Origin of the sequence: Streptomyces sp. NPDC002328, assembly GCF_042890065.1 — a bacterium.
Taxonomy (GTDB): Bacteria; Actinomycetota; Actinomycetes; order Streptomycetales; family Streptomycetaceae; genus Streptomyces.
In genome coordinates this window covers 73,249-98,894 of record NZ_JBIARQ010000006.1, presented here as the reverse complement: position 1 = coordinate 98,894, position 25,646 = coordinate 73,249, and the positions used below count along the sequence as shown (strand labels likewise).

Sequence of the window (25,646 nt, the reverse complement as noted above, 5' to 3'; positions counted from 1 at the left end):
GGGGGCGCCGGGTGAACGGGCCGCGCGAGGTGAACGGGCCGAGCGGGGCGGTCCGACTGCCCGGCTGAACCCCGCGAGCGCTGTCCTGTCGAGCCCGGTGTCCCTCTCGGGGCACCGGGCTCGATCGGTCGTGGGGTGCCGGGCGGCTCTGCGGGGTGGGGGCGGTGACAGACTGGAAGCCATGTCCATTCACGAGAACCTCCTCGGGGGCCCGCCCCCGACCCACCTCCCCGACGACCCCGGCCCGCGCGAGCTCCTCGCGAACGGCACGCCCCCGGCCGACGTCGCCGCCCAGTACCCCACGTCCTCCCTGGCCTGGGCCCAGCTCGCGGACGACGCGTTCGAGCGGGGCAGCGTCGTCGAGTCGTACGCGTACGCCCGTACGGGCTACCACCGCGGCCTGGACAGCCTGCGCCGCAACGGCTGGAAGGGCCACGGCCCGGTCCCCTGGGAGCACGAACCCAACCGCGGCTTCCTGCGCGCCCTGCACGCCCTCGCCCGCGCCGCGGGAGCGATCGGCGAGCAGGAGGAGTACGAGCGCTGCACGCAGTTCCTGAAGGACTCCTCGCCGGCGGCGGCCCAGACGCTGGGTTAGCCCTCGCGGACGGACGAGACGTCGAGAGCCCCCGGGCCCGCCTGGTGTGATCAGGCGGGCCTTGCGTTTTCGGGTGACGATTGCGGAGGATGCCCGTGGGGACCGGGGCCACCGTGTCGACAACGGCAGGGGCGGACCGCTACCCGGAGTACACAACAGGAGACAGCGATGTCCCAGGAGGCTCAAGAGGCTTTCGAGCCCGAGACCCCGCATCTCGACTTCGCAGGCACGACGCCGTACGAGGACTACGTCAAGGCGGACGTGCTCACCCACCTCCAGCACACCCTCTCCGACGATCCCGGAGAGATGGTCTTCCTGGTCACGACCCAGGTGATGGAGCTGTGGTTCACGGTGATCGTCCACGAGTGGGAGACGGCGTCGCACGCCCTGCGCTCCGACGACGTCCCGACGGCGGTCGCCGCCCTGAAGCGCTCCGTACGGGAGCTGGAGGCGCTGAACGCGTCCTGGAAGCCGCTCGGGCAGCTCACCCCGGCCCAGTTCAACGCGTACCGCTCCGCCCTCGGCGAGGGCTCCGGCTTCCAGTCGGCGATGTACCGGCGGATGGAGTTCCTGCTCGGCGAGAAGTCCGCGTCCATGCTGGTCCCGCACCGCGGCGCGCCCCGCGTCCACGACGAGCTGGAGAAGGCCCTGCACGAGCCCAGCCTCTACGACGAGGTGCTGCGGCTCCTCGCGCGGCGCGGGCACGCGATTCCGGAGGCCGTCGCGACACGTGACGTCTCACGGCGGTACGAGCCGTCGCCGGAGGTCGAGGCGGTGTGGACCGCCCTGTACTCGGGCGACGAGAGCGACGAACTCGCCCGTCTCGGCGAGGCGTTGACCGACGTCGCCGAACTGGTGTGGCGCTGGCGCAACGACCACCTCGTCGCCACCCGCCGCGCGATGGGCGCGAAGGCCGGCACGGGCGGTTCGGCCGGCGTGGCCTGGCTGGAGAAGCGCGCACGGAAGAACGTCTTCCCGGAGCTGTGGACGGCGAGGTCCCATGTCTGAGCTCGCCATGTCCGAACTCGCCTCCAGAGCGAGGAAGTTGGACGCCGAAGACGAACTGGCCCACAAGCGGGCGGAGTTCCTGCTCGACGGGGACGTGTACCTCGACGGCAACTCGCTGGGCGCGCTGCCCGCGTCCGTCCCCGGGCGGCTGGACGACGTCGTCCGCCGCGAGTGGGGCGAACTGCGCATCCGCTCCTGGGGAGAGAGCGGCTGGTGGACGGCGCCGGAGCGGATCGGCGACCGCATCGCCCCGCTGGTGGGCGCGGCGCCCGGCCAGATCGTCGTGGGCGACTCGACAAGTGTCAACGTCTTCAAGGCACTTGTGGCTGCGGTACGCATGAGCGCCGGCGCGAGCGCGGAACGGGACGAGATCCTCGTCGACGCGACGACGTTCCCCACGGACGGCTACATAGCCGAGTCGGCGGCCCGGATGACCGGCTGCCGACTGCGCCCCGTCACCCCGGCCGAGGTCCCGGCGGCCCTGTCGGACCGGACGACGGCGGTGCTGCTGAACCACGTCGACTACCGCACCGGGCGGCTGCACGACCTGCCGTCGCTCACCGCCGCCGTGCACGCGGCGGGCGCGATCGCCGTCTGGGACCTGTGCCACAGCGCGGGCGCGCTGCCGGTGGGCCTCGACGAGCACGGGGTGGACCTCGCGGTCGGCTGCACCTACAAGTACCTGAACGGCGGCCCGGGTTCACCGGCGTACCTGTACGTCCGGCGGGACCTCCAGGACCGCTTCGACTCCCCGCTCCCCGGCTGGAACTCGCACGCCGAGCCGTTCGGCATGCGCCCGGCCTACGAACCGGCCCCGGGCGCCCTGCGCGGGCGCGTCGGCACCCCCGACATCCTCTCGATGCTGGCCCTGGAGTCGGCCCTGGAGGTGTGGGAGGGCGTCACGATCGACATGGTCAGGACCAAGTCGCTGGCGCTGACGGACTTCTTCCTGGAATGCGTGGCGGAGTACGTCCCCGAGGGCCGAGTGGAGTCCCTGACCCCGCTCCGCCACGAGGAACGAGGCAGCCAGGTGTCCCTGCGCTGCGAAGACGCCGAGACGGTCATGAACCGCCTCATCGCCCAGGGCGTGACAGGCGACTTCCGCCACCCCGACACCCTCCGCTTCGGCTTCACCCCGCTGTACGTCACATACACGGACGCGGAACGAGCGGCACGGGTGCTGGGGGAACTGCTGAGCTGACAGGGCGGCGCTCCCCTGCGTTCGCGACGCGGTGCGTGCTCCACCCACCGCCGCTGCGGGCAGTCGTGCCGCTGGAACGGCACGGGTGGGCGCAGCGGCACCCGCCCGCGCGGCGAGCGGCCCCACCCCCACGGCCACCCAACCGTCTCAGCTGGGGCGGTGGTGCTGCTGGGGGTGCCGGCTCAACCCCCGCCGCCTGCGGACGGCCCCCCTTCTCCAGCGGCGGATGGCCCCCCGCCTCCAGCGGCGGATGGCCCCCCGCCTCCAGCGGCGGACGGTCGCGCCGCCCCGCTCGCCCTCCACCCATCGCCGCTGCGGGCGGGCGTCCACCTGCCGCCGCTGCGGGCGGGCGTCCACCCGCCGTCGCTGCGGGCAGTCGTGCCGCTGGGGCGGCACGGGTGGGCGCAGCGGCACCCCGCGAGCGCGGCGAGCGACCCCGCCCCACGGCCACCCACCCGCAGGGCCACCGACCCCCACGGCCAGCCAACCCCCACGCCCGCAAAAACCCACCGCCCCCAACCCCACCGCACAGACACCCCCCGTACACCCACCAGAACGCACCGTGCCGAACCCGCCGGACATAACAACCTCCTTGGTACACACGGACAGGCCAACCCCCAGCCACCCCGTCAGCCCAAGAATCAGCAGAACCGTTCACCCCTCACCGAGCGTGACAACCCCGTGTCCGCGCACGTCACGGGCCTGATACCGTCCCCGCCAACGGCCGAATCCCCACCTGGTCCGCCACATCCGTTCCGTCAAATACGTTTTGTTGCTGAGAGGTTGGAGCATGCCGGACGACGTCGTCGCAGCCCGGGCCGCCGCCGAGGAGGAGTCGGCCTTCTCGCACCCGGCGGTCGACCCCGACGCCACCGCCTCCTACGGCGACCACCCCGACCAGGTGATCGACTTCTACACACCGCGAGGCGAGACAGCCGAGGCCGGCTCGGCCCCGCTGGTGGTCGTCCTCCACGGCGGCGCATGGCGGGCCCCGTACGACCGACGGCACATCACCCCCTTCGCGGACCACCTGGCCCGGCGCGGCTTCGCCGTGGCCAACGTGGAATACCGCCGAGGACAGACCCCGTCACCGGACACCGCCCAGGCCCCGTCACCCCCGATCGCCGGCCGCTGGCCCGACACCTTCGACGACATCGCCGCCGCCCTGGACGCCCTCCCCGCCCTCGCTCGCCAGGCGGTCCCGCAGGCCGACCAGCGCCGCACGGTCCTCACGGGGCACTCGGCCGGCGGCCACCTCGCCCTGTGGGCGGCGGCCCGGCATGTGCTGCCCGCCGACGCCCCCTGGCGCATCGCCGGCCCCGCCCCGCTGCGAGGCGTGGTCGCGCTCGCCCCGATCGCGGACTTCGAGGTCGCCGAGAAGCTGGACGTCTGCGGAAATGCGTCCCTCCAACTCCTCGGCGGAGAAGAGCACTTCACGGAGCGGCGGCCGTACGCCGACCCCTCGCTCCTGCTCCCGACCGGCATCGCGACGACCCTCGTCCAGGGCCGCACGGACCTGGTCGTCCCGCAGGCGGTCGCCGAGGCGTACGCGGACGCGGCGGCGAAGGCGGGGGAGATGGTGGGACTGACCCTGCTGGAGGACGTGGGCCACTTCCCCCTGATCGACCCGCTGGCGGACGCGTGCGCGGTGGTGGCGGAGGAGATCGCCCAACTGGCGTGGTGACGAGGGACGAGGGACGAGGGACGAGCGGCGAGAGGCGAGAAGCGCGAGGCGCGAGGCGAGAAGCGAGAGGCGAGAGGCGTAAAACCGACCCCGGTCATACCCGTAGTACCTGAGAGCTACGCCGCAGAAGAGTTCTGCGGCGGGACGCGAACGACGACCACCGCTCCGTAACTTCCCATCCTGTGACGCCCGATGCCCGGGCGGACGGGACGGGAGGGGCAGGGCAGTGAAGGCGCACGCAGGACACGACACGGCACCCGGCACAGAACCGGGGGACTCGGCACCCGGCAAGACGCCGCGCACGAAACCCACCCACCCCGAAACCCGAGCCCGTCCCCACCCCCTGCGAAGCGCCCGCACCCGGCGCTGCGTCCGCGCCCTGCTCGCCGTGCTCATCACGGCCGCCGTGGCGGTCCCCCTCTCGGCCGCGGCCCGCCCACGCATCCCCGCCCCACCACCGGCCGACCTCGCCCCGGTGACGGCCGGGACGCTGACGAAGGCGTACGCAGCCAACCGGGCCAACGCGGAGCTGGCGTCACGGATGGCAGAGGCGCACGGAGACCGCCGCCGCGCCGCGGCGGACCACGCGCTGGCCGACCCGTCCCGCAGCCTCCTGGCCTTCGACGGCCGAGGCGCCGGCCGCGCGACAGAGGTCTTCGGGGACCTCGTGGCAGCGGACACGGTGGCGATCCTGATACCGGGCTCGGACACCTCCCTGGACACCTACGGCCGCTTCCACAGAGCAGCGGACGCCCTGCACCGCAGCCTCACGCGGAACGCCCCCGCCGAAAGACGCACTGCGGTGATCGCCTGGCTCGGCTACACCACGCCCCGCACGGTCAGCACCACGGCGGCCACGACGGAGAGGGCGGAAGAAGCGGCCCCGGTACTACGGGAGTTCGTCGCCGACCTGCGCACCATCACGGGCCCGGCCGCTCACGTCACTCTCCTCTGCCACTCGTACGGCTCGGTCGTGTGCGGCCGAGCGGCAGCCGGCCTGGACGTGGAGGACCTGGTCCTGCTCGGCAGCCCGGGGACGGGAGCGGACTCGGCCGAGGACTTGGGCACCCGCGCGCGGGTCTGGGCGGCACGGGGTGCCGACGACTGGGTGGCGGAGGTCCCGCACACGGAGATCGACCTGTTCGGCACAACGCTGGGCTTCGGCACCGACCCGATGTCCCCGACCTTCGGCGCCCACGTCTTCCCAGCGGGCCCAGGAGGCCACAGCGACTACTTCAAGCCCCACTCCCAATCCCTGACAAACATCACCCGAATCACCCTGAACCAAGAAGGGGAGGTGCCCCATGACTAACCCCCACCACCCAACCCCTAATCCTGCACGGGCAGCCGCCCCCGTACCGGCAGCCGCCGACGGCGCCGAGCCCCCACAGGGGCCACCCGCACCCGAACTTGCACTCACCCCCACCCCCCGCTCCCCCCTCCACCGCGCAGCCACCCACCTCCACACCACCACCCCACCCGAAAGAGACCGAGCCACAGACGCCCTACGAGCCATCGCCATCCTCGGCGTGATCCTGGGCCACTGGCTCGTGACCGCCCTCGTCGCCCACCCCGACGGAACGGTCCGCGCAGCGAGCCCCCTCGCATCCATGCCCTGGCTGGCCCCCGTCTCCTGGACGTTCCAGACCCTCGCCGTCTTCTTCATGGTCGGCGGCCACGTCGCGACAAAGAGCGCCACCACCTCCCGCGCCCGAGGCGAAAGCTACGGCAGATGGCTGAGCAACCGCCTCTCCCGCCTCTTCACCCCGGTCGCAGCCCTGCTCGCACTGTGGACGGCGACAGCCCTCGCCCTCGCCCTGGGCGGCGCATCCCCCCTCACCGTCCACACGGTGCTGAAGCTGGCCCTGTCCCCCCTCTGGTTCCTGCTGGTCTTCGCCGTCCTGACCGCGGCGACGCCGATCCTCTCCCGGCTGAACGCGCTGTGGCCGCTGGCCGTCGTCCTCCATGTGGACCTCGTACGCTTCGGCCTCGGCGGCCCCGCCTGGCTCGGCTGGGTGAACGTGGCGGCCGGCTGGCTGGTGCCGTACACCCTGGGCGCCGCCTGGACGCGCGGCGAGCTGGAACGCCCGCGCGCCGGCTGGGCCTTGCTCATCGGCGGCGCGGCCACGACGGCGGTGCTCGTCGGATGGGCGGGCTACCCGGCGTCGATGGTGGGCGTCCCCGGCGCGGCGGTGTCCAACCTCAACCCGCCCACACTGGCCGCCGTCACCTTCGGCCTCGCCCAGTGCGGCCTGGCCCTCCTGCTGCGCGCCCCCCTGCGCCGGGCGATGGAAAGGCCCCTGGCCTGGGCGGCCGTGGCCCTGGTGAACCTCTCCGCGATGACGCTCTTCCTCTGGCACCAGACGGCCCTCATGGCGACCACCGCGACCGCCCTCCTGGCGGGCCCCCTCCCCGGTCTGCACACGGCCCCCGACGCCCCCGGCTGGATTGCGGTCCGCCTCCTCTGGCTGCCGGTCTTCGCCCTCGGCCTCACCGTCTGCTGCGCGGCGTTCCACGGCTTCGAGAAGAAGACCGGCCGGGCCGGAGGCCGCGGGTCCCGGGTGGTCCGGGTCCAGTACGGCACGGAGACGACACGAGCGAAGGCGGCCCGGAATGCCTAGGGTTGAGCCCGTGACCGGCGAGGAAACCACCAAATCGACCAACCGCGCCGATCGAGACGCCCACACCGACGACGCCGACCACACCCACCCCGACCACACCCACGCCGCCCGCGTAACCCTCCCCACCCGCACTCCCACCCCCACCGTCCCCCGCAGGACCCTCCCTCGCCGCCTCCGCACCGCACTCCGCGCAACTCGCTCCCGCACCCGCCCCCGCTCCCGCACCACCCCACCGCGCTGGCGCACCCCCCGCTGGCTGCGTCTGCCGGGATACGTGGTGTGGTGCTGGATCGCCCTGGGCATCGCCCTGGCCGGCACCGAGCAGTTGGGCCGCTACGGTCTGGGCAAGGAGCTGGAGGTGGTGGCCGGGTTCGCGCAGGGCGCGGCCGTCGTCCTCGCGCTGTGGCGTCCGGTCCCGGCCTGGGCGCTGTCCCTGGCCGGCACCGTCGTGGCGGCGGTGGCCGCCCGGCCGACCCTCCAGGGCCACCCGCTCCCCGGGCCCGCGTGGCCCTGGACCACTCCCGAAGTCCTGGCCCACGCACTGGTGTTCCTGCTCCTGGCGCTCCGGGTGCGCACACGCCTCTCCTTCGCGATGCTGGTCGCCACGGGGGTGACGACCTGGGTGGTGCAGGGCCTGATCGGGGGGGCCACCTACACCTCGACGGGCATGGTCGCCGTCGCGATCTTCGCGGCGGTCGTCCTCGTCGGCAGCGCGTTCCGGGGTCTCGGCGAGGCCCGCAGCCAACTCGTCGAGCAGGAGACCATCACCGCCGAGGAACGCGCCCGCCGCACCCTGCTGGAGGAGCGCAACCGCATCGCCCGCGAGCTGCACGACGTCGTCGCCCACCACATGTCGGTGATCTCCATCCAGGCGCAGGTGGCCCCCCACCTCGTGGAGAACCCGTCCGACGAGCTCAAGGAGAACCTCGCCGGCATCCGGCACAACGCGCTCGAGGCGCTCGCCGAACTGCGCCGGGTCCTCGGCGTGCTGCGCTCGGAGAACCCCGAGGACCCCTACGGCCTCGGCGCGGCCGGCACCGGCTCCGCCCCGGACACCCCGCAGCCCACGCTGGACCGTCTCGACGCCCTGCTGGACAACACCCGGGCCGCCGGGCTGCGGGTGGTCGCGGAGACGGAGGGCGAGGCGCCGCCGTATCCGCCGGGCGTGCAGCTGTCGGCGTACCGGATGGTGCAGGAGGCGCTCAGCAACGCCCTGCGGCACGCGCCCGGGTCGACCGTGCACGTACGGATCAACCACGATGCGCGCGGTCTGCACCTGGAGGTCGTCAACTCCCGTCCGAGCGGCCCGGTACGGCCTTCCCCCGGCGCCGGGCACGGTCTGCTCGGCATGCGGGAGCGGGCCGCGATGCTCGGCGGCCATGTCACCGCGCACCCGACGCTGCACGGCGGGTTCATGGTCTCGGCCTTCCTCCCGAAGGACGGCACCGCGCCCCCGCCCGCGGACACCGTCGAGCCGTCCGGCGATCTCGAACTGCGCTTTCCCGACCCGCACCCGACGACGCCCGGGTTCCGGGTCGAACTCCCGGCGCCGCCGGCGAGACCGTCGTCCGGGCCGCCCACCCCGACAGGAGACGACACCCCATGACGAGCGGCACCATCCGCGTACTGATCGCCGACGACCAGGAGATGGTCCGGCAGGGCTTCACCGTGCTGCTCAACGCCCAGCCCGGCATCGAGGTCGTCGGGCAGGCGATCCACGGCCAGGACGCCGTCGCCAAGGTCGCCGAGCTGTCCCCGGACGTCGTCCTGATGGACATCCGCATGCCGGACCACAACGGGATCGAGGCCACCGAACGCATCACTCTCACGACCCCCGAGATCAAGGTGCTGGTGCTCACCACCTTCGACCTCGACGAGTACGTGTACGACGCGCTGCGCGCCGGCGCGTCCGGGTTCCTGCTGAAGGACGCCTCCGCCGACCAGCTCGCGGAGGCGATCCGCATCGTGGCGGCCGGTGACGCCCTGCTGGCGCCCGGCGTCACCCGCAAGCTGATCGCCGAGTTCTCCCGGCTGAACGACTCCCCCCGCGCCCCGCTGAAGGAGCGCGTCGGGGCCCTCACCGAACGGGAGACGGAGGTCCTCAGCCTCATCGCGCAGGGCCTGTCCAACGCGGAGATCGCCGCCCACCTCTGTGTCGCCGAGCAGACGGTGAAGACGCACGTGGGCCGCATCCTGCTGAAACTCGGCCTGCGCGACCGCACCCAGGCCGCGGTGTTCGCCTACGAGTCGGGGCTCGTCCGCCCCTCCGGATACTGACCCCGCCCGGCCCCCGGCCCGACCTCCCGGCCCGATCCCCGGCCCGATCCCCGGCCCGGCCCCGCCCCGCCTCGGCCCCACCGCCGCCGACCTGCGAGGACCCCTCCCACCACCCGTAGTACTTGAGAGGGATCCCGGAGAACCCCCCTCACTGGTGACGACCGCGACCCCCGCTCCCGCCTACCGTTTTGTACGTGACCGAGAAGACGCAGACGCCCATGACGCCCCCGGACCGCCGGCCCGGCGCCCATCAGCCGCGCAGCCCGGAGTTCCGCGCGGCCATGGACGCCCTGCGCGGGCTGCGGCAGGACCTGTTCCACGACGCCTTCGCCTACCGCCCGATGCCCCCCAGGGAGCCCGACGGCTTCTTCACCCGCCGGCTGACCGGCCGCGGGCGGGAGCGCGCCGCCTGGCGGTGGCACGCGGTGGTGGTGGCCGTCGCCGCGCTGGCGGCGCTGGTCGCCGGGGTGGACGAGAACGACGGCGTGACGAGCCTGGTGTGCGCGGCGTTCGTCCTGGTCCCGGTGCTGCTGACGCTGGTCCGGCCGGCCGGCGCGTTCTGGCTGTCTCTGGTGTCGACCACACTCGTCGCCGCCATCGGCACGACGTACGGCAGTTGGCCTTGGCTGCCGGGCAGTTTCATATCCCACCTGATGGTGATGGTGATCGTGGCCGTGCGCACCCGGCCGCGCACGGCGGCGTGGATGTGGCTGATGACGGCGGCCTACGGCTTCGTCGCCGAGACCGGCTTCGGCTACGACCACTACGCCACCGACGTCGGGTCCATGCTGGTCCTCTCCGCGTTCGCGCTGCTGGGCGTCTCCCTCTGGCAGATACGCCGGCAGGCGGAGCGGGAGGTGACCGCCCAGCAGACCGTGACCGAGCACGAGCGTTCCCGGCGCACGCTCCTGGAGGAGCGCACCACCATCGCCCGCGAGCTGCACGACGTGGTCGCCCACCACATGTCGGTCGTCGCCATCCAGGCGGAGGCCGCGCCCTACCGGGTGGAGAACCCGCCGCCGGAGCTGGAGAAGGCCTTCGCCACCATCAGGGAGAACGCGGTGGCGGCCCTCACGGAGCTGCGCCGGGTGCTGGGCGTCGTCCGCGCCGAGGACTACGAGGCGCCCGACGCCCCGCAGCCCACGCTCGCCGACCTGGACGGGCTGCTCGCCAATGTGCGGGAGGCCGGCCTCCAGGTGGACAAGGTGGTGACGGGCGCGGCGCGGGAGCTGCCGCCGGGAGTGGAGCTGTCGGCGTACCGCATCGTGCAGGAGGCCCTGAGCAACACCCTGCGGCACGCGCCGGGGGCGGGCGCACGCGTCGAGATCGGCTATGTCCTCGGCGGTCTGGGCCTGCGCATAGTCAACGGCCCGCCGCCGCAGCCGTCCCTGGTGAAGCCCTCGCCCGGCGCGGGGCACGGCATCACGGGGATGCGGGAGCGGGTCTCCATGCTCAACGGTGAGATGACGGCTGAGGCGACGGAGGAAGGCGGCTACGAGGTGACGGTGTTCCTGCCGGTGCCGGCCACGGACGAGGGTGGAGCATGACCATACGGGTACTGATCGCGGACGACCAGATGATGGTCCGCGAGGGCTTCTCCGTCCTGCTGAACGCGATGCCGGACATCGAGGTCGTGGGCGAGGCCGTCAACGGCCGTCAGGCGGTGGACCGGGTCCGGGAGCTGGCCCCGGACGTGGTGCTGATGGACATCCGCATGCCCGAGCTGAACGGCATAGAGGCGACACGGGAGATCGTGGCCGCGGACGGCACGGCGAAGGTGCTGGTCCTGACCACCTTCGACCTCGACGAGTACGTGTACCAGGCCCTGCGGGCGGGAGCCTCCGGCTTCCTCCTCAAGGACGCCTCGGCCCGTCAACTCGCCGACGGGGTGAGGGTGGTGGCGGCCGGCGAGGCGCTCCTCGCGCCCTCGGTCACCAGACGGCTGATCACCGAGTTCTCCAAGCTGGCAGACACCCCGCGGCTGCCGCGCGGCACCCAGGCGTCCTACGGCGACCTGACCGAGCGGGAGACGGAGGTGCTGGTCCTCATAGCCCAGGGGCTGTCGAACGCGGAGATAGCGGAGCGGCTGGTGGTGGCGGAGTCCACGATCAAGACCCATGTGAGCCGGATCCTGGTGAAGCTGGGCCTGCGGGACCGCACCCAGGCAGCGGTGTTCGCCTATGAGGCGCGTCTGGTGACACCGGGATAGCGAGTGGGGGCGAAAGTGCCGGACGGGAGGGGAGACCCCTGGTCAGCGGGGGGTCCCGCGGGCTAGCGTCCGTGCATGGCAGCTGTTTCCGATCTCGTGTTCGACCCCTGGGACCCGGCGTTCGTGGCCGACCCCTACCCGGCCTACGCCGAGCTGCGGGGGCGGGGGCGGGTGATCCACTACGAGCCGACCGACCAGTGGCTGGTGCCGCATCACGCGGATGTGTCGGCGCTGCTGCGGGACCGCCGGCTGGGGCGCGCGTATCAGCACCGGTTCACGCACGAGGACTTCGGGCGGACGGCGCCGCCCGTGGAGCACGAGCCCTTCCACACGCTCAACGACCACGGGATGCTCGACCTGGAGCCGCCGGACCACACGAGGATCCGGCGGCTGGTGTCGAAGGCGTTCACGCCGCGGACCGTGGAGCGGCTCACGCCGTATGTGAGCAAGCTGGCCGGTGAGCTGGTGGACGGGCTGGTGGCGGCGGGCGGCGGCGATCTGCTGACGGACGTGGCCGAGCCGCTGCCGGTGGCCGTGATCGCGGAGATGCTGGGCATCCCGGAGGGCGACCGGGCGCCGCTGAGGCCCTGGTCGGCGGACATCTGCGGGATGTACGAGCTGAACCCCTCGCAGGAGACGGCGGCGAAGGCGGTGCGGGCCTCGGTCGAGTTCTCCGCCTATCTGCGCGAGCTGATCGCCGCCCGCCGCGAGGAGCCCGGCGACGACCTGATCTCCGGGCTGATCGCGGCGCACGACGAGGGCGACCGGCTCACCGAGCAGGAGATGATCTCGACGGCCGTGCTGCTGCTGAACGCCGGGCACGAGGCGACCGTGAATGCCACGGTCAACGGCTGGTGGGCGCTGTTCAGGAACCCCGAGCAGCTGGCCGCCCTGCGCGCGGACCACTCCCTTGTGCCGTCCGCCGTGGAGGAGCTGATGCGCTACGACACCCCGCTCCAGCTGTTCGAGCGGTGGGTGCTGGACGAGATCGAGATCGACGGCACGGTGCTCCCGAGGGGAGCGGAGATCGCGATGCTGTTCGGCTCCGCCAACCACGACCCCGAGGTGTTCGACGCCCCGGACAGGCTCGACCTCGGCCGCGGGGACAACCCGCACATCTCCTTCAGCGCCGGCATCCACTACTGCATCGGGGCCCCGCTGGCCCGGATCGAACTGGCGGCGTCGATGCGGGCGCTGCTGGAGAGGGCCCCGACGCTGCGGCCGACGGCGGAGCCGGTCCGCAAGCCGAACTTCGTGATCCGGGGGCTGGAGGGGCTGAGCGTGGAGCTGGGCTGAACACCCGCGCTCGGGCGGCGGGGCGCGGCTCAGGTCGTCAGGTCCCGTCGCCGCAGCCCGGCCAGGCCCCCGGCGACCAGGGCCGCCGCGATGCCCACGAGGGTCAGCACCGGCGCCCACTCCATGTCCCCGCCGGGCAGCTTGGGCAGATGACCGAACGGGGACAGGTCCAGCACCGTCGGGGGGAGGTCGAGCGCGGGTCCGATCCAGCCGATCAGCAGCACCGCCGCGGCGACGCCCCAGGCGGCCGGGGCGGAGCGGGGGAACAGGCCGTGCAGCAGCACGGCCAGGCCGCCGACCACCCACACCCCGGCGACCTGCACCAGGCAGGCCCCGAGGATCGGTCCGGCTTGCCGGCCGTGGCCCAGGGCGAGGCCGAGTCCGGCGAGCAGCATGATCAGCACGGTGCCGCCGAAGGCGATCAGCAGATGGCCGGCGGCCCAGCGCAGCCGTCCCACCGCGCCCGCCAGCACCGGTTCCGCCCGCCCGGACGTCTCCTCGCCGTGCAGCCGCAGCACCGACGCCACCGCGTACAGCGCGGCGAGCAGGCCCAGCATGCCGATCATGGAGCCGAGGAAGGCGTCCGTGACGCCGGACCGTCCGCCCATCCGCTCCAGGATCTCGCGGGCCCGCTCGTTGTCGCCGACCAGCTCGGCCGCGCCGTCCGCCATCGAGCCGTAGACCACGCCGGTGAGGAGGAAGCCGGCGCTCCAGCCGAGGACGGCGCCCCGTTGCAGCCGCCAGGCCAGCGCGCCGGCCGTGCCGAGACGGCCCGAGGGCGGCCCCGGGCGGGTGGCCAGGAAGCTCATGCCGACGTCACGGCGGCCCGCGAGCCCGTAGGCGAGCGCGGCCTGCGCGGCCACCGCCGCCGCGAACAGCGGCAGCACCCACCACCGTTCGTCCGCGAACGGCCGCAGGTTCTCCAGCCAGCCCAGCGGGGACAGCCACGTCAGCGCCGAGGAGCCGTCGGTCGTCGTCGAGTCGCCCGCCGCGCGCAGCACGAACGCGGCGCCCAGCACCGCCGAGGTCAGGCCGCGGGCGAGCCGTGCGCTCTCGGTGAGCTGCGCGGCGATCGCCGCCGTCGTGGCGAACAGCATGCCGACGGCGGCGAGACCGAGTCCGAGGGCCGCCGCCCCGGCCGCGCCCTGCCCCGCGAGCCCCGCCGTGACCAGCGCCGCGAGGACCGTGTTGGCGACGCCCGCCGCCAGCAGCGCCGACGTCAGCGAGGCCCGTCGGCCCACCGCGCCCGAGGCGATGAGTTCCTGGCGTCCGCTCTCCTCCTCGTCCCGGGTGTGCCGGACGACGATCAGGAGGCTGGTCACGGCCGCGAGCAGGCCCGCGTAGACGCCGACGCGCCAGGCGGTGAGGGCGCCGAGGGAGTCGTCGAAGACGGGGCCGATCAGGGCGCGGAAGGAGGAGTTGGCCGACATCTGCCGCAGCAGGTCGGCGCGTTCGGCGGCCGTGCCGTAGAGGCCCTTGAGCGTGTTCGGCATGGAGAGGACCATCAGGGCGTTCAACCCGACCCACACCGGGATCAGCACCCGGTCGCGGCGGAGCGCGAAGCGCACCAGGGTTCCCGTGCCCGCGAGAGACGGGGAAGCGGTCGTCGTCATCGGGCGGCCGCCGCGTCCAGGTCGTCCTGGTAGTGCCGCAGGAACAGCTCCTCCAGCGTCGGCGGGGTCGAGGTCAGCGACCGCACGCCCGACGCGCTCAACGACCGCAGTACGGCGTCGAGTCGGTCCGTGTCGACCTGGAGGCGGACCCGGCGTCCCTGGACGTCGAGGTCGTGGACGCCGGGCAGGCGCGCCAACCCGTCGGGCGGGCCCGCGAGTTCCGCGGTGACGCTGGTCCGCGTCAGATGGCGCAGCTCGGCGAGCGAGCCGCTCTCCACCGTCCGCCCCTTGCGGATGATGCTGACCCGGTCGCACAGCTCCTCGACCTCGCTCAGGATGTGCGAGGAGAGCAGGACCGTCCGGCCCCGGTCCCGTTCCTCCCGCACGCACCGCTGGAAGACCTCCTCCATCAGCGGGTCCAGACCCGAGGTCGGCTCGTCCAGGATCAGCAGGTCGACGTCCGAGGCGAACGCGGCGACCAGCGCGACCTTCTGTCGGTTGCCCTTCGAGTAGGTGCGGCCCTTCTTGGTCGGGTCCAGCTCGAAGCGCTCGGTCAGCTCGGCGCGCCGCCGCCCGTCCAGGCCGCCGCGCAGCCGTCCCAGCAGGTCGATGACCTCGCCGCCGGACAGGTTCCGCCAGAGCGTCACATCGCCGGGGACGTAGGCGATGCGGCGGTGCGCCTCGACCGCGTCCGCCCACGGGTCGAGGCCGAGGACGCGGGCCGTGCCGGAGTCGGCGCGCAGCAGGCCGAGCAGGACCCGGATGGCGGTGGACTTGCCGGCGCCGTTGGGGCCGAGGAAGCCGTGCACCTCGCCGGCCTCGACCTCCAGGTCGAGGTCGTCCAGCGCGTGGGTGCGGCCGAAGGACTTGTGCAGTCCGGACACCGAGATGGCCTTGGTCATGCTTCAGAACGTACTTTGCCTTCAGAAATTTGTGAAGTTAAGGAACCGTATGAAGCCTGGATAGGATGGGCGCATGACGGAGAAAGACGACGCGGGGCGGGATGTCGGGCGGGACGCGGAGGCCGTGTCGAAGTTCGTCGAGTCCTTCGCCGCGCAGCTCGTCGAGGCCGGGATGCAGCGCATGCCCGCCCGGGTCTTCGCCGCGCTGCTCTCCTCTGACGAGGGCGCGCTGACCTCCGCCGAACTGGGGGAGCAGTTGCGGATCAGCCCGGCCGCGGTGTCCGGCGCGGTGCGCTACCTCGCCCAGCAGCACATGGTCTCCCGCGAGCGCGAGCCCGGCTCACGGCGCGAGCGCTACCGCGTGCACAGCGGCCAGTGGTACGAGGCCCTCACCAACCGCGAGGCCGTCCTCAAGCGCTGGGAGGCGTCCCTGCGCGAGGGCGTCACCAGCCTCGGCGAGGCCACCCCCGCCGGCCGCCGCATCGCGGAGACCCTCGCCTTCTTCGAGTTCATCGACGGCGAGCTCGCCGCCATGATGGAACGCTGGCGCGCCCACCGCGACCGCACCTTCGGCCCCTGACCCTCCCCGGCCCACCGCACCCCGGGTCCCCCCGCTCGCCGCACCCCGGGTCCCCCGCACTCCGGGTCCCCCCGCTCGCCGCACCCCGGGTCCCCCGCACCCCGGGTCCCCCGCACCCCGGGTCCCCCCGCACCCCGGGTCCCCCCGCTCTCCGCACTCCCGGTGCAACCCCGGTACACGACCCCCGCTCACCGCCCCGTCGGCAGCACCAACCCCAGCGCCCCCTCCCGTACCACCCACGTCCGTCTGCGCACCGGGCCCGCCACCGTCGCGTCGGTGCCGTAGCGGAAGTCCGCGCCCGAGACCGTCACCGTGCGGCCGCGGGCCTCCAGCGGGGACGCCTCCGCGCCCACCGACAGCGGGCGCACCTCCACCACCGCCGTGCCGGCGGCGTCCGGGGTCACCGAGACGGCCTCCACCGGCTGGTCCAGGTCGACCAGCGTCACCCCGTCCACCTCCACCCGCAGCCGCGCGGGGCCGGGCGGCGACGCGGCGGGCGCCGGCCGTGACGCAAGCGGGGGCACCAGCGTGCGCACCAGGGACTGGCAGGTGCGCAGCCAGGGGCGCACGCCCCCCGCGCCCCCCGCCTCCGCCGGATCCCCCGGGGAGCCGTAGCCGTCCCAACGCCCGTCACGCCCGTCACGCCAGTTCCGCTCGCCCCACCTGCCCCGCCCGTCTCGTCCGTCCCGCCCGGGAAGCCCCACCGGCGGTATCCGCAGCGCGCCCAACACCACCCCGTCGCTGTCGTCCACCAGCAGGTCCAGCCGCCGTTCCGCCCCGTCCAGCGCGGCCCGCGCCGCCGCCACCGCGCCCGTGGGCACCCCCAGGGCGTGCGCCACGCCCAGCATGCCGCCCACCGGCACCACCGACAGCACGCACTCCGCCAGCTCCCGCTGCCGGTGCAGCAGCGACACCGCCCGCACCAGCGCCCGGTCGTCCCCGACGACCACCGGCCGCCGCGAACCGCGCCGCGCCAGCGCCCGCGCGAACTCCTCCGGCCCCTCCGGCAGACAGACCTTCGCGCTTGCCGCACCCGCGCTGAGCACGTCTTTCGCGATCCGTACGGACTCGCCGTCCGTCCTCCGGGCGACCGGATCGATGATCACCAGCAGCTGGTCCGGCGTCGCGAAAGTCGCCACCTCGGTCCTGCCTCGCTTCCTCGGGTAGCATCTTTGTGCAAGAGCCCCTTGCGCTATTGCGCCAGGGGCTTCGTCTATTCCGGGGCATCCGGGTCCGACGGTGCGCGACCGACGACGGTCGCGCGGCGGCCAGTGACGGTCGCGGTATCGCGGCCGACGACGGTCGTGGTGCACGCGGTCGCACGAGCCTCCGCGTGCGCCCCTGACCTTGGACATGCCCCACCCGGAAGGGGTGTACGCGCGTGCCCGCACTTGTGCTGCTCGGTGCTCAGTGGGGTGACGAAGGCAAGGGGAAGGCGACCGACCTGCTCGGTGGCTCGGTGGACTACGTAGTGCGCTACCAGGGCGGCAACAACGCCGGCCACACGGTCGTCGTGGGCGACCAGAAGTACGCACTCCACCTTCTCCCTTCCGGAATCCTGTCCCCCGGCTGTACGCCGGTCATCGGAAACGGCGTCGTCGTGGACCCGTCGGTCCTGCTCTCCGAGCTGAGCGGTCTGAACGAGCGCGGCGTCGACACGTCGAAGCTGCTGATCAGCGGCAACGCGCACATCATCACCCCGTACAACGTCACTGTCGACAAGGTGACGGAACGCTTCCTCGGAAAGCGCAAGATCGGCACCACCGGCCGCGGCATCGGCCCGACCTACGCCGACAAGATCAACCGTGTCGGCATCCGGGTCCAGGACCTCTACGACGAGTCGATCCTCACCCAGAAGGTGGAGGCGGCGCTCGACGTCAAGAACCAGCTGCTGACCAAGCTGTACAACCGCCGCGCCATCGCCGTCGACCAGGTCGTCGAGGAGCTGCTCGGCTACGCGGACAAGCTCCGGCCGTTCGTCGCGGACACCGTCCTGCTGCTCAACCAGGCGCTGGAGGACGACAAGGTCGTCCTGTTCGAGGGCGGTCAGGGCACGCTCCTCGACATCGACCACGGCACGTATCCCTTCGTCACCTCCTCCAACCCGACCGCCGGCGGCGCCTGCACCGGCGCCGGCGTCGGTCCGACGAAGATCAGCCGGGTCATCGGCATCCTCAAGGCGTACACGACCCGCGTCGGCGCCGGCCCGTTCCCGACCGAGCTGTTCGACGAGGACGGCGAGGCGCTGCGCCGCATCGGCGGCGAGCGGGGCGTCACCACCGGCCGTGACCGCCGCTGCGGCTGGTTCGACGCGGTCATCGCCCGCTACGCGACCCGCGTCAACGGGCTGACGGACTTCTTCCTCACCAAGCTGGACGTCCTGACCGGCTGGGAGCAGATCCCGGTCTGCGTGGCGTACGAGATCGACGGCAAGCGCGTCGAGGAACTCCCGTACTCTCAGTCCGACTTCCACCACGCGAAGCCGGTCTACGAGACCCTGCCGGGCTGGTCCGAGGACATCACCCAGGCGAAGTCCTTCTCCGACCTGCCGAAGAACGCCCAGAACTACGTCAAGGCGCTGGAGGAGATGTCCGGCGCCCCGATCTCCGCGATCGGCGTGGGTCCGGGCCGCGACGAGACGATCGAGATCAACTCCTTCCTCTGATCCTCCGCACGGACGCGGCACCCCGCGTCCGCACCCGCTGACCCGCCTGTGCCCCTGACCGACGACCTCGGTTCAGGGGCACAGGCGCGTCCGCGGCCTGCCGCGCGCATCAGCAGCGGGCCTCCGCCTCAGCCGCGGGCCTCCGCCTCGGCCTCCGTCTTCAGGTCGCGCAGCCACGCGTCCAGGCCCGCACCCAGCGCCGCGGTCGCCGCGGGCACGTCCGCCTCCACCTGGGCGCCAATCCAGGTCTCCTCCGTGTGCACCCGGACGCCGCCCCGCACCTTCTCGTACGTCCACAGATGCACGCCGTCGTCTACGCGCAGCCCCTTCCCGACGGCCGGCCCGCTCCACAGCACGCAGCGTCCGGGCCGCAGCTGACGCACGGTCGAGGCGATCTCCAACGTGGTGGACGGCGCCGGCGTCGTCCACCGGAACCGCGCGCCCTCGCGCAGCGGCCCCGGGTCGAGGCGTTCGGCGGTGAGGACGGCCGGCTGCCAGTCCGGCCAGCGTTCGACGTCGGTCTGGAGCTTCCACACGGTGCTCAGCGGCGCGTCGATCACGATGTCGGCGGCGTAACGGATCCGGGCGGAGGGGTCGACGCCCTCCCCGCGGCAGTCGGCGGCGTGACCGTGCGCGGCCGGGGCGGAAGCGGGGGCCGCGTGGGCGGCCGGGACGCCGGCTCCCAGGGCGACGGCGGTGGCGAGGGCGAGCGAGGTCGTGAGGAGGGCGGCGCGCATACCGGACATGGGGAGGCCTTTCGAGGAGGTGAGGTGTGGTGCGGTGGTGCGGACGTGAGCCGTGCTACGGGTTCAGCACGACCTTCCCGGCCACCGTCCCCGACTCGGCCAGGCGCAGTGCCTCGGCGACGCGCTCCAGCGGGAGCCGGGCCGCGATCCGCGGGGTGACCTCGCCGCGCTGGAGGGCCGCGAAGACCTGGGTGAGGTCGGCGCGCAGCCGGTCGCGGAACCGGTCCTTGGACAGGGCCCGCCCGGCCCAGACGTTGTAGAAGCAGGCCCGGCGGCGGTTGGGCAGCGCGTTCCACAGCCACACCCGGCCGAGCAGCTTGAGCACGGGCGTCTGCTTGGAGCCCTCGGCGTCGCGGGTGGAGGCGCTGCCGTAGGAGACGAGCGTGCCGCCCGGGGCCAGCAGCCGCCAGGAGCCGACGATGCCGGGGCCGCCGACGTGGTCGAAGACGGCGTCCACACCGTCGGGGGCGAGGGCGCGGATCGTGGCGGCGACGTCGGCGGCGCGGTAGTCGACGGGGGTGACGCCCTGTTCGCGCAGCGCCTCGTGATGGCGTACGGACGCGGTGCCGATCACCTTCGCGCCGGCCGCCCGCGCCAGCTGGACCAGGACCGAGCCGACACCGCCGTTGGCGCCGTGCACGACGACGGTCTGCCCGGCGCGGACCCGCGCCTTGCGGTGCAGCATCTGCCAGGCGGTGACGCCGTTGACCACCAGGGTCTCCGCCTCCGCCGCGCCGACGCCCTCGGGCACCGGCACCACGTCCGCCGCGTCGACGACCACATGACTGGCCCAGCCGCCGACCTTGACCAGCGCGGCCACCCGGAGGCCGGCCAGGCCCGGGTCGACGCCCTCGCCGGTCGCCGCGACGACGCCGACGAGGTCGTAGCCGGGCACGAACGGGAACGGCGGCTGGTCGTAGTACCGCCCGCGCCGCATCTGCTGCTCGGCGAAGGAGACGCCGGTGGCCTCCATCCGGATCACCACCTGTCCGCGCCCCGGGGCGGGAACGGCTCCGCGTCGGATCCGGAGGCCCTCGGGCTCGACCTTGCCCGGCAGGACGACCTCGACGAGTCCCTCGGCGTTCATGACGGCCTCCACAGCGCTGGTTCGTTGGTTACTCGGCATCGCGTTCGTTAGAAGTTGTAACGCATGGCGAATGCGAGTGTCAATAACGTCAGTGATAGCCTCTAACCATGGCTGAGGTCGAGAACGCGAAGAGCCCCCGCGAGCGCTACCGGGCCCAGGTGCGCGCGGAGGTCAAGGAGCGGGCGTGGGAGCAGATCGCCGCGGCGGGGGCGTCGGCGCTCTCCCTCAACGCGATCGCCAAGAAGATGGGGATGAGCGGACCGGCGCTCTACCGCTACTTCGCCAGCCGCGACGAACTGATCACCGAACTGATCAGGGACGCGTACCGGAGCCTCGCCGACACCTTCCGCGCCGCAGCCGCGGTCGCCGAGCCCACCGACGTAACCGAACCCACCGACGCAACCGAGCCCGCCGACTCCACCGACCCCGCCCAGCCCCTGGAGCCCGCCCTCGCCACCCTCGCGCACGCCCTGCGCGGCTGGGCCCTCGCCGATCCCCAGCGCTACTTCCTCGTCTACGGCACGCCCGTCCCCGGCTACCACGCCCCCGACGACGTCACCGCGATCGCGTCCGAGATCATGGCGTTCCTGCTCGACGCGTGCGCCGCACTGCCGGCGACCGGTCCCGAATCCCGTCCGGCGACCGGTCCGGCGACGCCGTTCGGTGAGCACCTCGACGCCCACCGGGAATGGGCGGCCGGCCACCCCGCCCCGCCCGCCGCGCTCCACCGCGCGATGGCCTTCTGGACCCGCCTGCACGGCGTCCTGTCCCTGGAACTGGCCGGTCACTTCGACGGCATGGGCTTCGACCCCGCGCTGCTCTTCGCCGCCGAGCTGGACGACCTTCTCGGCATCGCGGGCATATCCTGACGTTTCCCCCGCGTGCGTCGCCCAGGAGAAGGTGATCTCGATGCAGCCGGAGGCGGCCTACTTCGGGCCCCTCCCCGGGCGGCGGACCGCCTTCCTCGTCCTCGACATGCAGGACAGCTCGGAGCTGCCGGCCATGCTGGAGCCGTTCCTCAACCAGCTCAACGCCGATGTCGAGGTGTTCCCCGTCATGGACCCGGCCGATCTCCGGCGGGGGTGAGCCGGGTCAGCTGAAGACGATCATCGACCCCTGCGCCAGGCTCCGCGTCGCCGCCGCGTGCAGCCCGAGCCACACGTGCCGTTCGCGGGCGAAGGGGCTCGGGTCGTACGGCGCCGGCACCGCGGGCTCCTCCAGCTCCGTCGGAGCCGTCGGCGGCTGCGGGGCGGCCGGCGGGTTGGCCGGGTCGATGCCGATCGACGGGGCCACGTACTCCAGCTCCCGCAGCAGGGACTGCGAGGAGCCCAACGGGCCGCCCCCGGCGAGGAGTTCGTCGTTGGACAGGGGCTGCGGGAAGTCGACGGGGACGTACGCGCCCGCGTGGTCGTAGTGCCAGACGAGGTGGGACTGCTGGGCCGTGGACTCGAACATCTCCAGGAGCTGTTCGTAGTCGCCGCCGAGCTCGTCGACCGGGGTCACCGGGAGCCCGCACACCTGGAGCAGATACGCGCGGCGCAGGAAGTGCAGCGCGTCGTAGTCGAAGCCGGCCACCGGGGCGACGTCACCGGACAGGCCCGGCATGTACTGGTACACCGGCACGGGCGGGAGTCCCGACTCGGCGAGCACCTTGTTGTACTGCGCGAGTTCCTCGGCGAACGGATTGTCGGGGGTGTGGCACAACACGTCGACGAGCGGTACCAGCCACAGGTCACAGGCCAAAGAGGGCTCCTCACCTAGCGCGTTCGTCGTCTACTGCCCGGTCTGCGAAGGGTAGTCGGTGCGGCATGCCTCAGCTCCCTCCGTGCAGGTCCCATACCCACACGCCGTCCACCCACCTCCCGGGACGGCCCACCAGCTTCTCCACCGTTTCCCGCAGCACGGCGTCGCGCGGCTGCGGGACGAGCACCAGCGCGCCCGCCCTCCAGTGGGCGAGGTCCCGGCGCGCCTCGGCCCGCGCCCGGTCGTCGATCACCTGGGCGATGCCGGTGTCCCGCACGTCCTTCAGCAGGCTCGCGGTGAAGTTCAGCGGGACGCCGTAGACGCCGCTGCGGTCGCCGTCGCCGTAGGGGCCGTTGAAGTAGCCGCCGGGCATGCGGAAGCCGAGGCCGGCCTCGGTCTGCCAGTGCAGGGCGTCGGCGGCGAGCGGCTCGGGCAGCGGCACGGGGACGAGGGACTCGCCGGGGCGGACGTACGCCTCCCAGGCGCCGCCGGTGAAGAAGGCGGGCGTCGCGGCGCGCGGTGCGGACTTCAGCGGGGCCGGGACGAGGGGCAGCAGCGCGAGGCAGACGGCCAGCAGACCGGCGTACTGCGTGCCCAGGGAGCGGGCCGTGGCCAGCCGGCCGACGGCTAGCGCGAGCAGCATCCCGAGGACGGGCGCGCAGATCATCGCGACGCGGCTCTCGATGACCGACTCCAGGAGCGGGAGGCCGGCCAGCGGGGCCCACGGGCCGGGGATCTCGGTGTCGGTGAACGGGACGTGGACGCGCGGGCCCAGGGAGAGGACGGCGGCGACGACCGCCGTGCAGGCCAGCGCCCTGACGGCGGGTCGCCGCCACAGCCGTACGGTGATGGCGAGGGCGAGCAGGAGCAGGGGCCAGCCGTAGAAGGCGTTCTGCTCGGTGGGGTTGAGGGAGAGGGCGGCGGCGCGGTCGGCGTCGCCCGCGATCAGGGAGCGCTCGGCGAACGTCAGCAGGGCGCGCACGGTGTTGGCGGAGCCGGGGCCGTGGTCGATGTGCGTGTAGCTCTGCGGTCCGGAGAACTGCCAGGACAGCGGGTAGACGACGATCGGCAGGCAGACGGCGGCGGCGGTCGCGAGGCCGCCCAGCAGCGGGCGCGCGGCCCGGCGGGCCACGTCCGGGCGTACGGCCGCGTAGGCGAGGGCGAAGACCAGCATGCCGAGGGCGGCCAGCAGCAGCGTCTCCTCGCCGAGGAAGAGCTGGTAGGCCGCCATCAGGCCGAGGACCACCGCGTCCCGGGTGCGCCGGGGGCCCGCCTCGCACAGGCGCAGGGCCCGGTCGACGATCAGCGGGATCATGAACAGCAGGACGAAGTTGGGGTGCGCGTTGGCGTGGCTGACCATCGGCGGGGCGAAGGCGGCCAGGGTGGCCCCGGCGAAGGCGGCCCCGCGCTGCCGCACGAGCCGGCGCACGATCAGCCAGTACCAGGACGCGGCGGTGGCGGCCAGGCCGAAGGTCATCACCAGGCTGAGCGTGACGGCCGGGCCGAGCAGCAGCGTGACCGGTGTGAGCGGCACCGACAGCCCGAGCATCGCCGTGTTGGCCATCAGGTTCACGCCGTCGGGGACGCCCTGGAGGTCGCTGAAGAGCGGGTTGCGCAGCTGGGCGACGTTGTCGGCGGTCACCGCGAAGAACCATTCCCACTGGGTCTGGTCCTGGAGCGAGTCGGTGAGATAGCGGTGGTCGGGGTCGAAGAAGCGGCCGGAGTACAGCGCGACGGCCATGGTGAGGAAGAGGGCGGCGGCGAACGCGTCGGCGGGTCCGGGCAGCCGGACGCGGATGCGGACGAGGTCGCGCAGCACCCGCGGGTAGTCCAGCGGGCGGACCTTGGAGCCGTGCTGGTGCGACCAGTGCACGGGGACCTCGGCGACCGGCCAGCCCGAGCGCTGGAAGTGCCGGAGCACCTCCACGTCGATCGCCCAGCCGTCCATCCGGGACGCGGCGAACGCGGCGCGCGCCTTGTCGCCGTCGAAGAGCTTGAACCCGCACTGGGTGTCGCGTATCCCGCGCAGGGTGGTCGTGCGTATCAGTAAGTTCCCGGCGGCGCCGAGGAGTTCGCGGACCCGGTGCTGGCGTTCGCCGAGCGTCGCGCCCGGCACGGCACGGGAGCCGACGGCCGCCGCGTGTCCTTCGGCGAGCGCCCGGTCCAGCCGTTCCAACTCCTCGACGGGCGCGGCGAGATCGGCGTCGGTGATCAGGACGCGGCGGCCCCGGCTGGCGGCGACGCCGAGCCGCAGGGCGTGGCCCTTGCCGCGGTTGCGGGGGCTGATGACGAGCCGCAGCCGCGGGTCGCGGCGCAGGGTGACGATCTCGCGGGTGGCGTCGGTGGAGCCGTCGTCCGCGATCACGATCTCCCAGGAGCCCCAGCGGTCGGCGCGCGCGTGGAGGTAGCGGACGACGGCGTCGAGGGTGGGGCCGAGCCGGCGCTCCTCGTTGTAGGCGGGGATGACGACGGAGAGGTCCACCACCTGGTGCCGGTCCCGCCTCCTCACGCCGCCCCGCCCGCTCACGCCCTGCTTGTTCGCGCCCCGCCCGCTCACGCCCGCACCCCGCCGGTCCGCCGCGCCCTCGTCGAGGATGTCCCTGACGTTCATTCCGCCGCCAGGCGTTCGATGAGCGCGATGGAGTGCGCGTAGTACGCGGCGAGGACGGCGCGGGCGGCGTCGGTGTCGCGGGACGCCAGGGCGTCGATCAGTTCGGTGTGGCCGGACCACAGCTGCCCGCGCAGATCGGTCAGCCGGCGCAACTGCTGCACCAGACATACCCAGGACTGCAAGCGCAGCCGGTGCAGGAAGTCGGTGAGGTAGGGATTGCCGAACTGGGCGCTGAGCTCGCGCCAGAAACGCAGGTCGTAGCCGATGAGGACGGTGAGGTCGCCGGCGGCGGCGGCGCGCTGGGCCTCCTCGCCGCGTCGGCGCACCCCGGCGACGGTGGCGGCGGTCTTCGCTTCCTCCAGGTTCTCGAAGCCCTGGCGGCCCCCGTCCAGGGCGAGGAACATGCCCTCGGTGATCAGGGCGCGTGCCTCGATCATGCCGCGGAAGTCCTCGGCGGAGTACTCGTGCACCCGGAAGCCGCGGTGCTGGTCCGCTTCGAGGAGCCCCTGCGCCGACAGGTCGACGAGGGCCTCGCGGACGGGGGTCGCGGAGACGCCGTACTGCTCGGCTATCTCCTTCACCGTGAACTCCTGCCCCGGCTGGAGCCGTCCCGCCAGCACCTCGTCGCGCAGCGCGTCGGCGATCTGCTGCCGCAGGGTGCTGCGGGTCACGGCGCCGTTGCCGCTGCTTGTGGGCATGGTCGGGGGGTCTCCCTCGTCGCGGACGAATGAAAAAGGGTGGCGTGCTCGTGGGTATGTACGAGCACGCCACCTTACGCGTTCGAGGAATTCGAGGTTCTGCTCGCGCG

Annotated in this window: 23 protein-coding genes; 15 read left to right on the top strand and 8 right to left on the bottom strand. The window is 73.1% G+C overall.

From position 1 onward, the window contains the following. Nucleotides 1–181: 181 nt before the first annotated feature. From ACFYX4_RS17795 to ACFYX4_RS17745, 11 genes are all read left to right on the top strand, one after another. Nucleotides 182–595, top strand: a complete 414-nt coding sequence (locus ACFYX4_RS17795) for a DUF3151 domain-containing protein (protein WP_389333316.1) — start codon at nucleotides 182–184, stop codon at nucleotides 593–595. Nucleotides 596–763: 168 nt separating this feature from the next. Beyond that, the gene (locus ACFYX4_RS17790) at nucleotides 764–1,603 is read left to right on the top strand and encodes a tryptophan 2,3-dioxygenase family protein (protein WP_389333313.1); all 840 of its coding nucleotides are present in this window, start codon (nucleotides 764–766) and stop codon (nucleotides 1,601–1,603) included. A 7-nt stretch (nucleotides 1,604–1,610) separates the two neighbouring features. After that, on the top strand, nucleotides 1,611–2,804 hold the full coding sequence (gene kynU, locus ACFYX4_RS17785) for a kynureninase (protein ID WP_389334187.1): 1,194 nt from the start codon (nucleotides 1,611–1,613) through the stop codon (nucleotides 2,802–2,804). A gap of 790 nt (nucleotides 2,805–3,594) precedes the next feature. Further along, on the top strand, nucleotides 3,595–4,488 hold the full coding sequence (locus tag ACFYX4_RS17780; protein ID WP_389333310.1) for an alpha/beta hydrolase: 894 nt from the start codon (nucleotides 3,595–3,597) through the stop codon (nucleotides 4,486–4,488). Between the two features lie 343 nt (nucleotides 4,489–4,831). Beyond that, nucleotides 4,832–5,800 (top strand): alpha/beta hydrolase, encoded by a 969-nt coding sequence (locus ACFYX4_RS17775; protein WP_389334184.1) that lies wholly within the window; start codon nucleotides 4,832–4,834, stop codon nucleotides 5,798–5,800. Further along, the gene (locus tag ACFYX4_RS17770) at nucleotides 5,793–7,109 is read left to right on the top strand and encodes an acyltransferase (RefSeq protein ID WP_389333307.1); all 1,317 of its coding nucleotides are present in this window, start codon (nucleotides 5,793–5,795) and stop codon (nucleotides 7,107–7,109) included. The genes ACFYX4_RS17775 and ACFYX4_RS17770 overlap by 8 nt, the downstream gene beginning before the upstream one ends. Before the next feature lie 10 nt (nucleotides 7,110–7,119). Beyond that, nucleotides 7,120–8,715: a sensor histidine kinase gene (locus ACFYX4_RS17765; protein WP_389333304.1), complete on the top strand. Its 1,596-nt coding sequence runs from the start codon at nucleotides 7,120–7,122 to the stop codon at nucleotides 8,713–8,715. Next, a complete protein-coding gene (locus tag ACFYX4_RS17760; RefSeq protein ID WP_389333301.1) occupies nucleotides 8,712–9,386 on the top strand; it encodes a response regulator in 675 nt (224 codons plus the stop codon). The genes ACFYX4_RS17765 and ACFYX4_RS17760 overlap by 4 nt, the downstream gene beginning before the upstream one ends. A gap of 194 nt (nucleotides 9,387–9,580) precedes the next feature. Beyond that, nucleotides 9,581–10,933: a sensor histidine kinase gene (locus ACFYX4_RS17755; RefSeq protein WP_389333298.1), complete on the top strand. Its 1,353-nt coding sequence runs from the start codon at nucleotides 9,581–9,583 to the stop codon at nucleotides 10,931–10,933. Beyond that, nucleotides 10,930–11,595 (top strand): response regulator, encoded by a 666-nt coding sequence (locus ACFYX4_RS17750; RefSeq protein ID WP_389333295.1) that lies wholly within the window; start codon nucleotides 10,930–10,932, stop codon nucleotides 11,593–11,595. The genes ACFYX4_RS17755 and ACFYX4_RS17750 overlap by 4 nt, the downstream gene beginning before the upstream one ends. Nucleotides 11,596–11,670: 75 nt before the next feature. Further along, nucleotides 11,671–12,891, top strand: coding sequence for a cytochrome P450 (locus ACFYX4_RS17745; RefSeq protein ID WP_389333293.1), 1,221 nt, complete (start codon nucleotides 11,671–11,673; stop codon nucleotides 12,889–12,891). A gap of 29 nt (nucleotides 12,892–12,920) precedes the next feature. On the opposite strand, the gene ACFYX4_RS17740 is transcribed toward ACFYX4_RS17745, so the two are convergent. Next, nucleotides 12,921–14,504, bottom strand: a complete 1,584-nt coding sequence (locus ACFYX4_RS17740) for an ABC transporter permease (RefSeq protein WP_389333290.1) — start codon at nucleotides 14,502–14,504, stop codon at nucleotides 12,921–12,923. Continuing rightward, a complete protein-coding gene (locus ACFYX4_RS17735) occupies nucleotides 14,501–15,406 on the bottom strand; it encodes an ATP-binding cassette domain-containing protein (protein ID WP_389333287.1) in 906 nt (301 codons plus the stop codon). The genes ACFYX4_RS17740 and ACFYX4_RS17735 overlap by 4 nt, the downstream gene beginning before the upstream one ends. Nucleotides 15,407–15,479: 73 nt before the next feature. On the opposite strand from ACFYX4_RS17735, the gene ACFYX4_RS17730 reads away from it, so the two are divergent. Next, the gene (locus ACFYX4_RS17730; protein ID WP_389333284.1) at nucleotides 15,480–15,986 is read left to right on the top strand and encodes a GbsR/MarR family transcriptional regulator; all 507 of its coding nucleotides are present in this window, start codon (nucleotides 15,480–15,482) and stop codon (nucleotides 15,984–15,986) included. A 188-nt stretch (nucleotides 15,987–16,174) separates the two neighbouring features. Here the strand turns inward: ACFYX4_RS17730 and ACFYX4_RS17725 are convergent, their stop codons facing one another. Beyond that, entirely contained in the window at nucleotides 16,175–17,125 is a 951-nt protein-coding gene (locus ACFYX4_RS17725; protein WP_389333281.1) for a diacylglycerol kinase, read from the bottom strand. 242 nt (nucleotides 17,126–17,367) lie between these two features. Between ACFYX4_RS17725 and ACFYX4_RS17720 the strand changes: the two genes are divergently transcribed. Further along, entirely contained in the window at nucleotides 17,368–18,651 is a 1,284-nt protein-coding gene (locus ACFYX4_RS17720; RefSeq protein ID WP_389333278.1) for an adenylosuccinate synthase, read from the top strand. A gap of 128 nt (nucleotides 18,652–18,779) precedes the next feature. On the opposite strand, the gene ACFYX4_RS17715 is transcribed toward ACFYX4_RS17720, so the two are convergent. Both ACFYX4_RS17715 and ACFYX4_RS17710 read right to left on the bottom strand, forming a co-directional pair. Continuing rightward, on the bottom strand, nucleotides 18,780–19,397 hold the full coding sequence (locus ACFYX4_RS17715; protein WP_389333275.1) for an SRPBCC family protein: 618 nt from the start codon (nucleotides 19,395–19,397) through the stop codon (nucleotides 18,780–18,782). 55 nt (nucleotides 19,398–19,452) lie between these two features. Continuing rightward, the gene (locus ACFYX4_RS17710; protein ID WP_389333272.1) at nucleotides 19,453–20,484 is read right to left on the bottom strand and encodes a medium chain dehydrogenase/reductase family protein; all 1,032 of its coding nucleotides are present in this window, start codon (nucleotides 20,482–20,484) and stop codon (nucleotides 19,453–19,455) included. 107 nt (nucleotides 20,485–20,591) lie between these two features. Between ACFYX4_RS17710 and ACFYX4_RS17705 the strand changes: the two genes are divergently transcribed. Further along, nucleotides 20,592–21,353 (top strand): TetR/AcrR family transcriptional regulator, encoded by a 762-nt coding sequence (locus ACFYX4_RS17705; RefSeq protein ID WP_389333269.1) that lies wholly within the window; start codon nucleotides 20,592–20,594, stop codon nucleotides 21,351–21,353. 40 nt (nucleotides 21,354–21,393) lie between these two features. Next, nucleotides 21,394–21,570: a DUF3303 family protein gene (locus tag ACFYX4_RS17700; protein WP_389333266.1), complete on the top strand. Its 177-nt coding sequence runs from the start codon at nucleotides 21,394–21,396 to the stop codon at nucleotides 21,568–21,570. Nucleotides 21,571–21,576: 6 nt separating this feature from the next. Here the strand turns inward: ACFYX4_RS17700 and ACFYX4_RS17695 are convergent, their stop codons facing one another. From ACFYX4_RS17695 to ACFYX4_RS17685, 3 genes are all read right to left on the bottom strand, one after another. After that, nucleotides 21,577–22,227, bottom strand: a complete 651-nt coding sequence (locus ACFYX4_RS17695; protein WP_389333263.1) for a hypothetical protein — start codon at nucleotides 22,225–22,227, stop codon at nucleotides 21,577–21,579. 70 nt (nucleotides 22,228–22,297) lie between these two features. After that, on the bottom strand, nucleotides 22,298–24,838 hold the full coding sequence (locus ACFYX4_RS17690; RefSeq protein ID WP_389333260.1) for a glycosyltransferase: 2,541 nt from the start codon (nucleotides 24,836–24,838) through the stop codon (nucleotides 22,298–22,300). Further along, nucleotides 24,835–25,536, bottom strand: coding sequence for a GntR family transcriptional regulator (locus ACFYX4_RS17685; protein WP_389333257.1), 702 nt, complete (start codon nucleotides 25,534–25,536; stop codon nucleotides 24,835–24,837). The genes ACFYX4_RS17690 and ACFYX4_RS17685 overlap by 4 nt, the downstream gene beginning before the upstream one ends. Nucleotides 25,537–25,646: the final 110 nt, after the last annotated feature.

What these genes read in the sequence shown, in the direction of transcription:
- ACFYX4_RS17795 (WP_389333316.1), top strand. Translation starts at nt 182, where the DNA reads ATGTCCATTCACGAGAACCTCCTCGGGGGCCCGCCCCCGACCCACCTC.
- ACFYX4_RS17790 (WP_389333313.1), top strand. Translation starts at nt 764, where the DNA reads ATGTCCCAGGAGGCTCAAGAGGCTTTCGAGCCCGAGACCCCGCATCTC.
- kynU (WP_389334187.1), top strand. Translation starts at nt 1,611, where the DNA reads ATGTCCGAACTCGCCTCCAGAGCGAGGAAGTTGGACGCCGAAGACGAA.
- ACFYX4_RS17780 (WP_389333310.1), top strand. Translation starts at nt 3,595, where the DNA reads ATGCCGGACGACGTCGTCGCAGCCCGGGCCGCCGCCGAGGAGGAGTCG.
- ACFYX4_RS17770 (WP_389333307.1), top strand. Translation starts at nt 5,793, where the DNA reads ATGACTAACCCCCACCACCCAACCCCTAATCCTGCACGGGCAGCCGCC.
- ACFYX4_RS17760 (WP_389333301.1), top strand. Translation starts at nt 8,712, where the DNA reads ATGACGAGCGGCACCATCCGCGTACTGATCGCCGACGACCAGGAGATG.
- ACFYX4_RS17750 (WP_389333295.1), top strand. Translation starts at nt 10,930, where the DNA reads ATGACCATACGGGTACTGATCGCGGACGACCAGATGATGGTCCGCGAG.
- ACFYX4_RS17745 (WP_389333293.1), top strand. Translation starts at nt 11,671, where the DNA reads ATGGCAGCTGTTTCCGATCTCGTGTTCGACCCCTGGGACCCGGCGTTC.
- ACFYX4_RS17740 (WP_389333290.1), bottom strand. Translation starts at nt 14,504, where the DNA reads ATGACGACGACCGCTTCCCCGTCTCTCGCGGGCACGGGAACCCTGGTG.
- ACFYX4_RS17735 (WP_389333287.1), bottom strand. Translation starts at nt 15,406, where the DNA reads ATGACCAAGGCCATCTCGGTGTCCGGACTGCACAAGTCCTTCGGCCGC.
- ACFYX4_RS17730 (WP_389333284.1), top strand. Translation starts at nt 15,480, where the DNA reads ATGACGGAGAAAGACGACGCGGGGCGGGATGTCGGGCGGGACGCGGAG.
- ACFYX4_RS17715 (WP_389333275.1), bottom strand. Translation starts at nt 19,397, where the DNA reads ATGTCCGGTATGCGCGCCGCCCTCCTCACGACCTCGCTCGCCCTCGCC.
- ACFYX4_RS17710 (WP_389333272.1), bottom strand. Translation starts at nt 20,484, where the DNA reads ATGAACGCCGAGGGACTCGTCGAGGTCGTCCTGCCGGGCAAGGTCGAG.
- ACFYX4_RS17705 (WP_389333269.1), top strand. Translation starts at nt 20,592, where the DNA reads ATGGCTGAGGTCGAGAACGCGAAGAGCCCCCGCGAGCGCTACCGGGCC.
- ACFYX4_RS17700 (WP_389333266.1), top strand. Translation starts at nt 21,394, where the DNA reads ATGCAGCCGGAGGCGGCCTACTTCGGGCCCCTCCCCGGGCGGCGGACC.
- ACFYX4_RS17690 (WP_389333260.1), bottom strand. Translation starts at nt 24,838, where the DNA reads ATGAACGTCAGGGACATCCTCGACGAGGGCGCGGCGGACCGGCGGGGT.
- ACFYX4_RS17685 (WP_389333257.1), bottom strand. Translation starts at nt 25,536, where the DNA reads ATGCCCACAAGCAGCGGCAACGGCGCCGTGACCCGCAGCACCCTGCGG.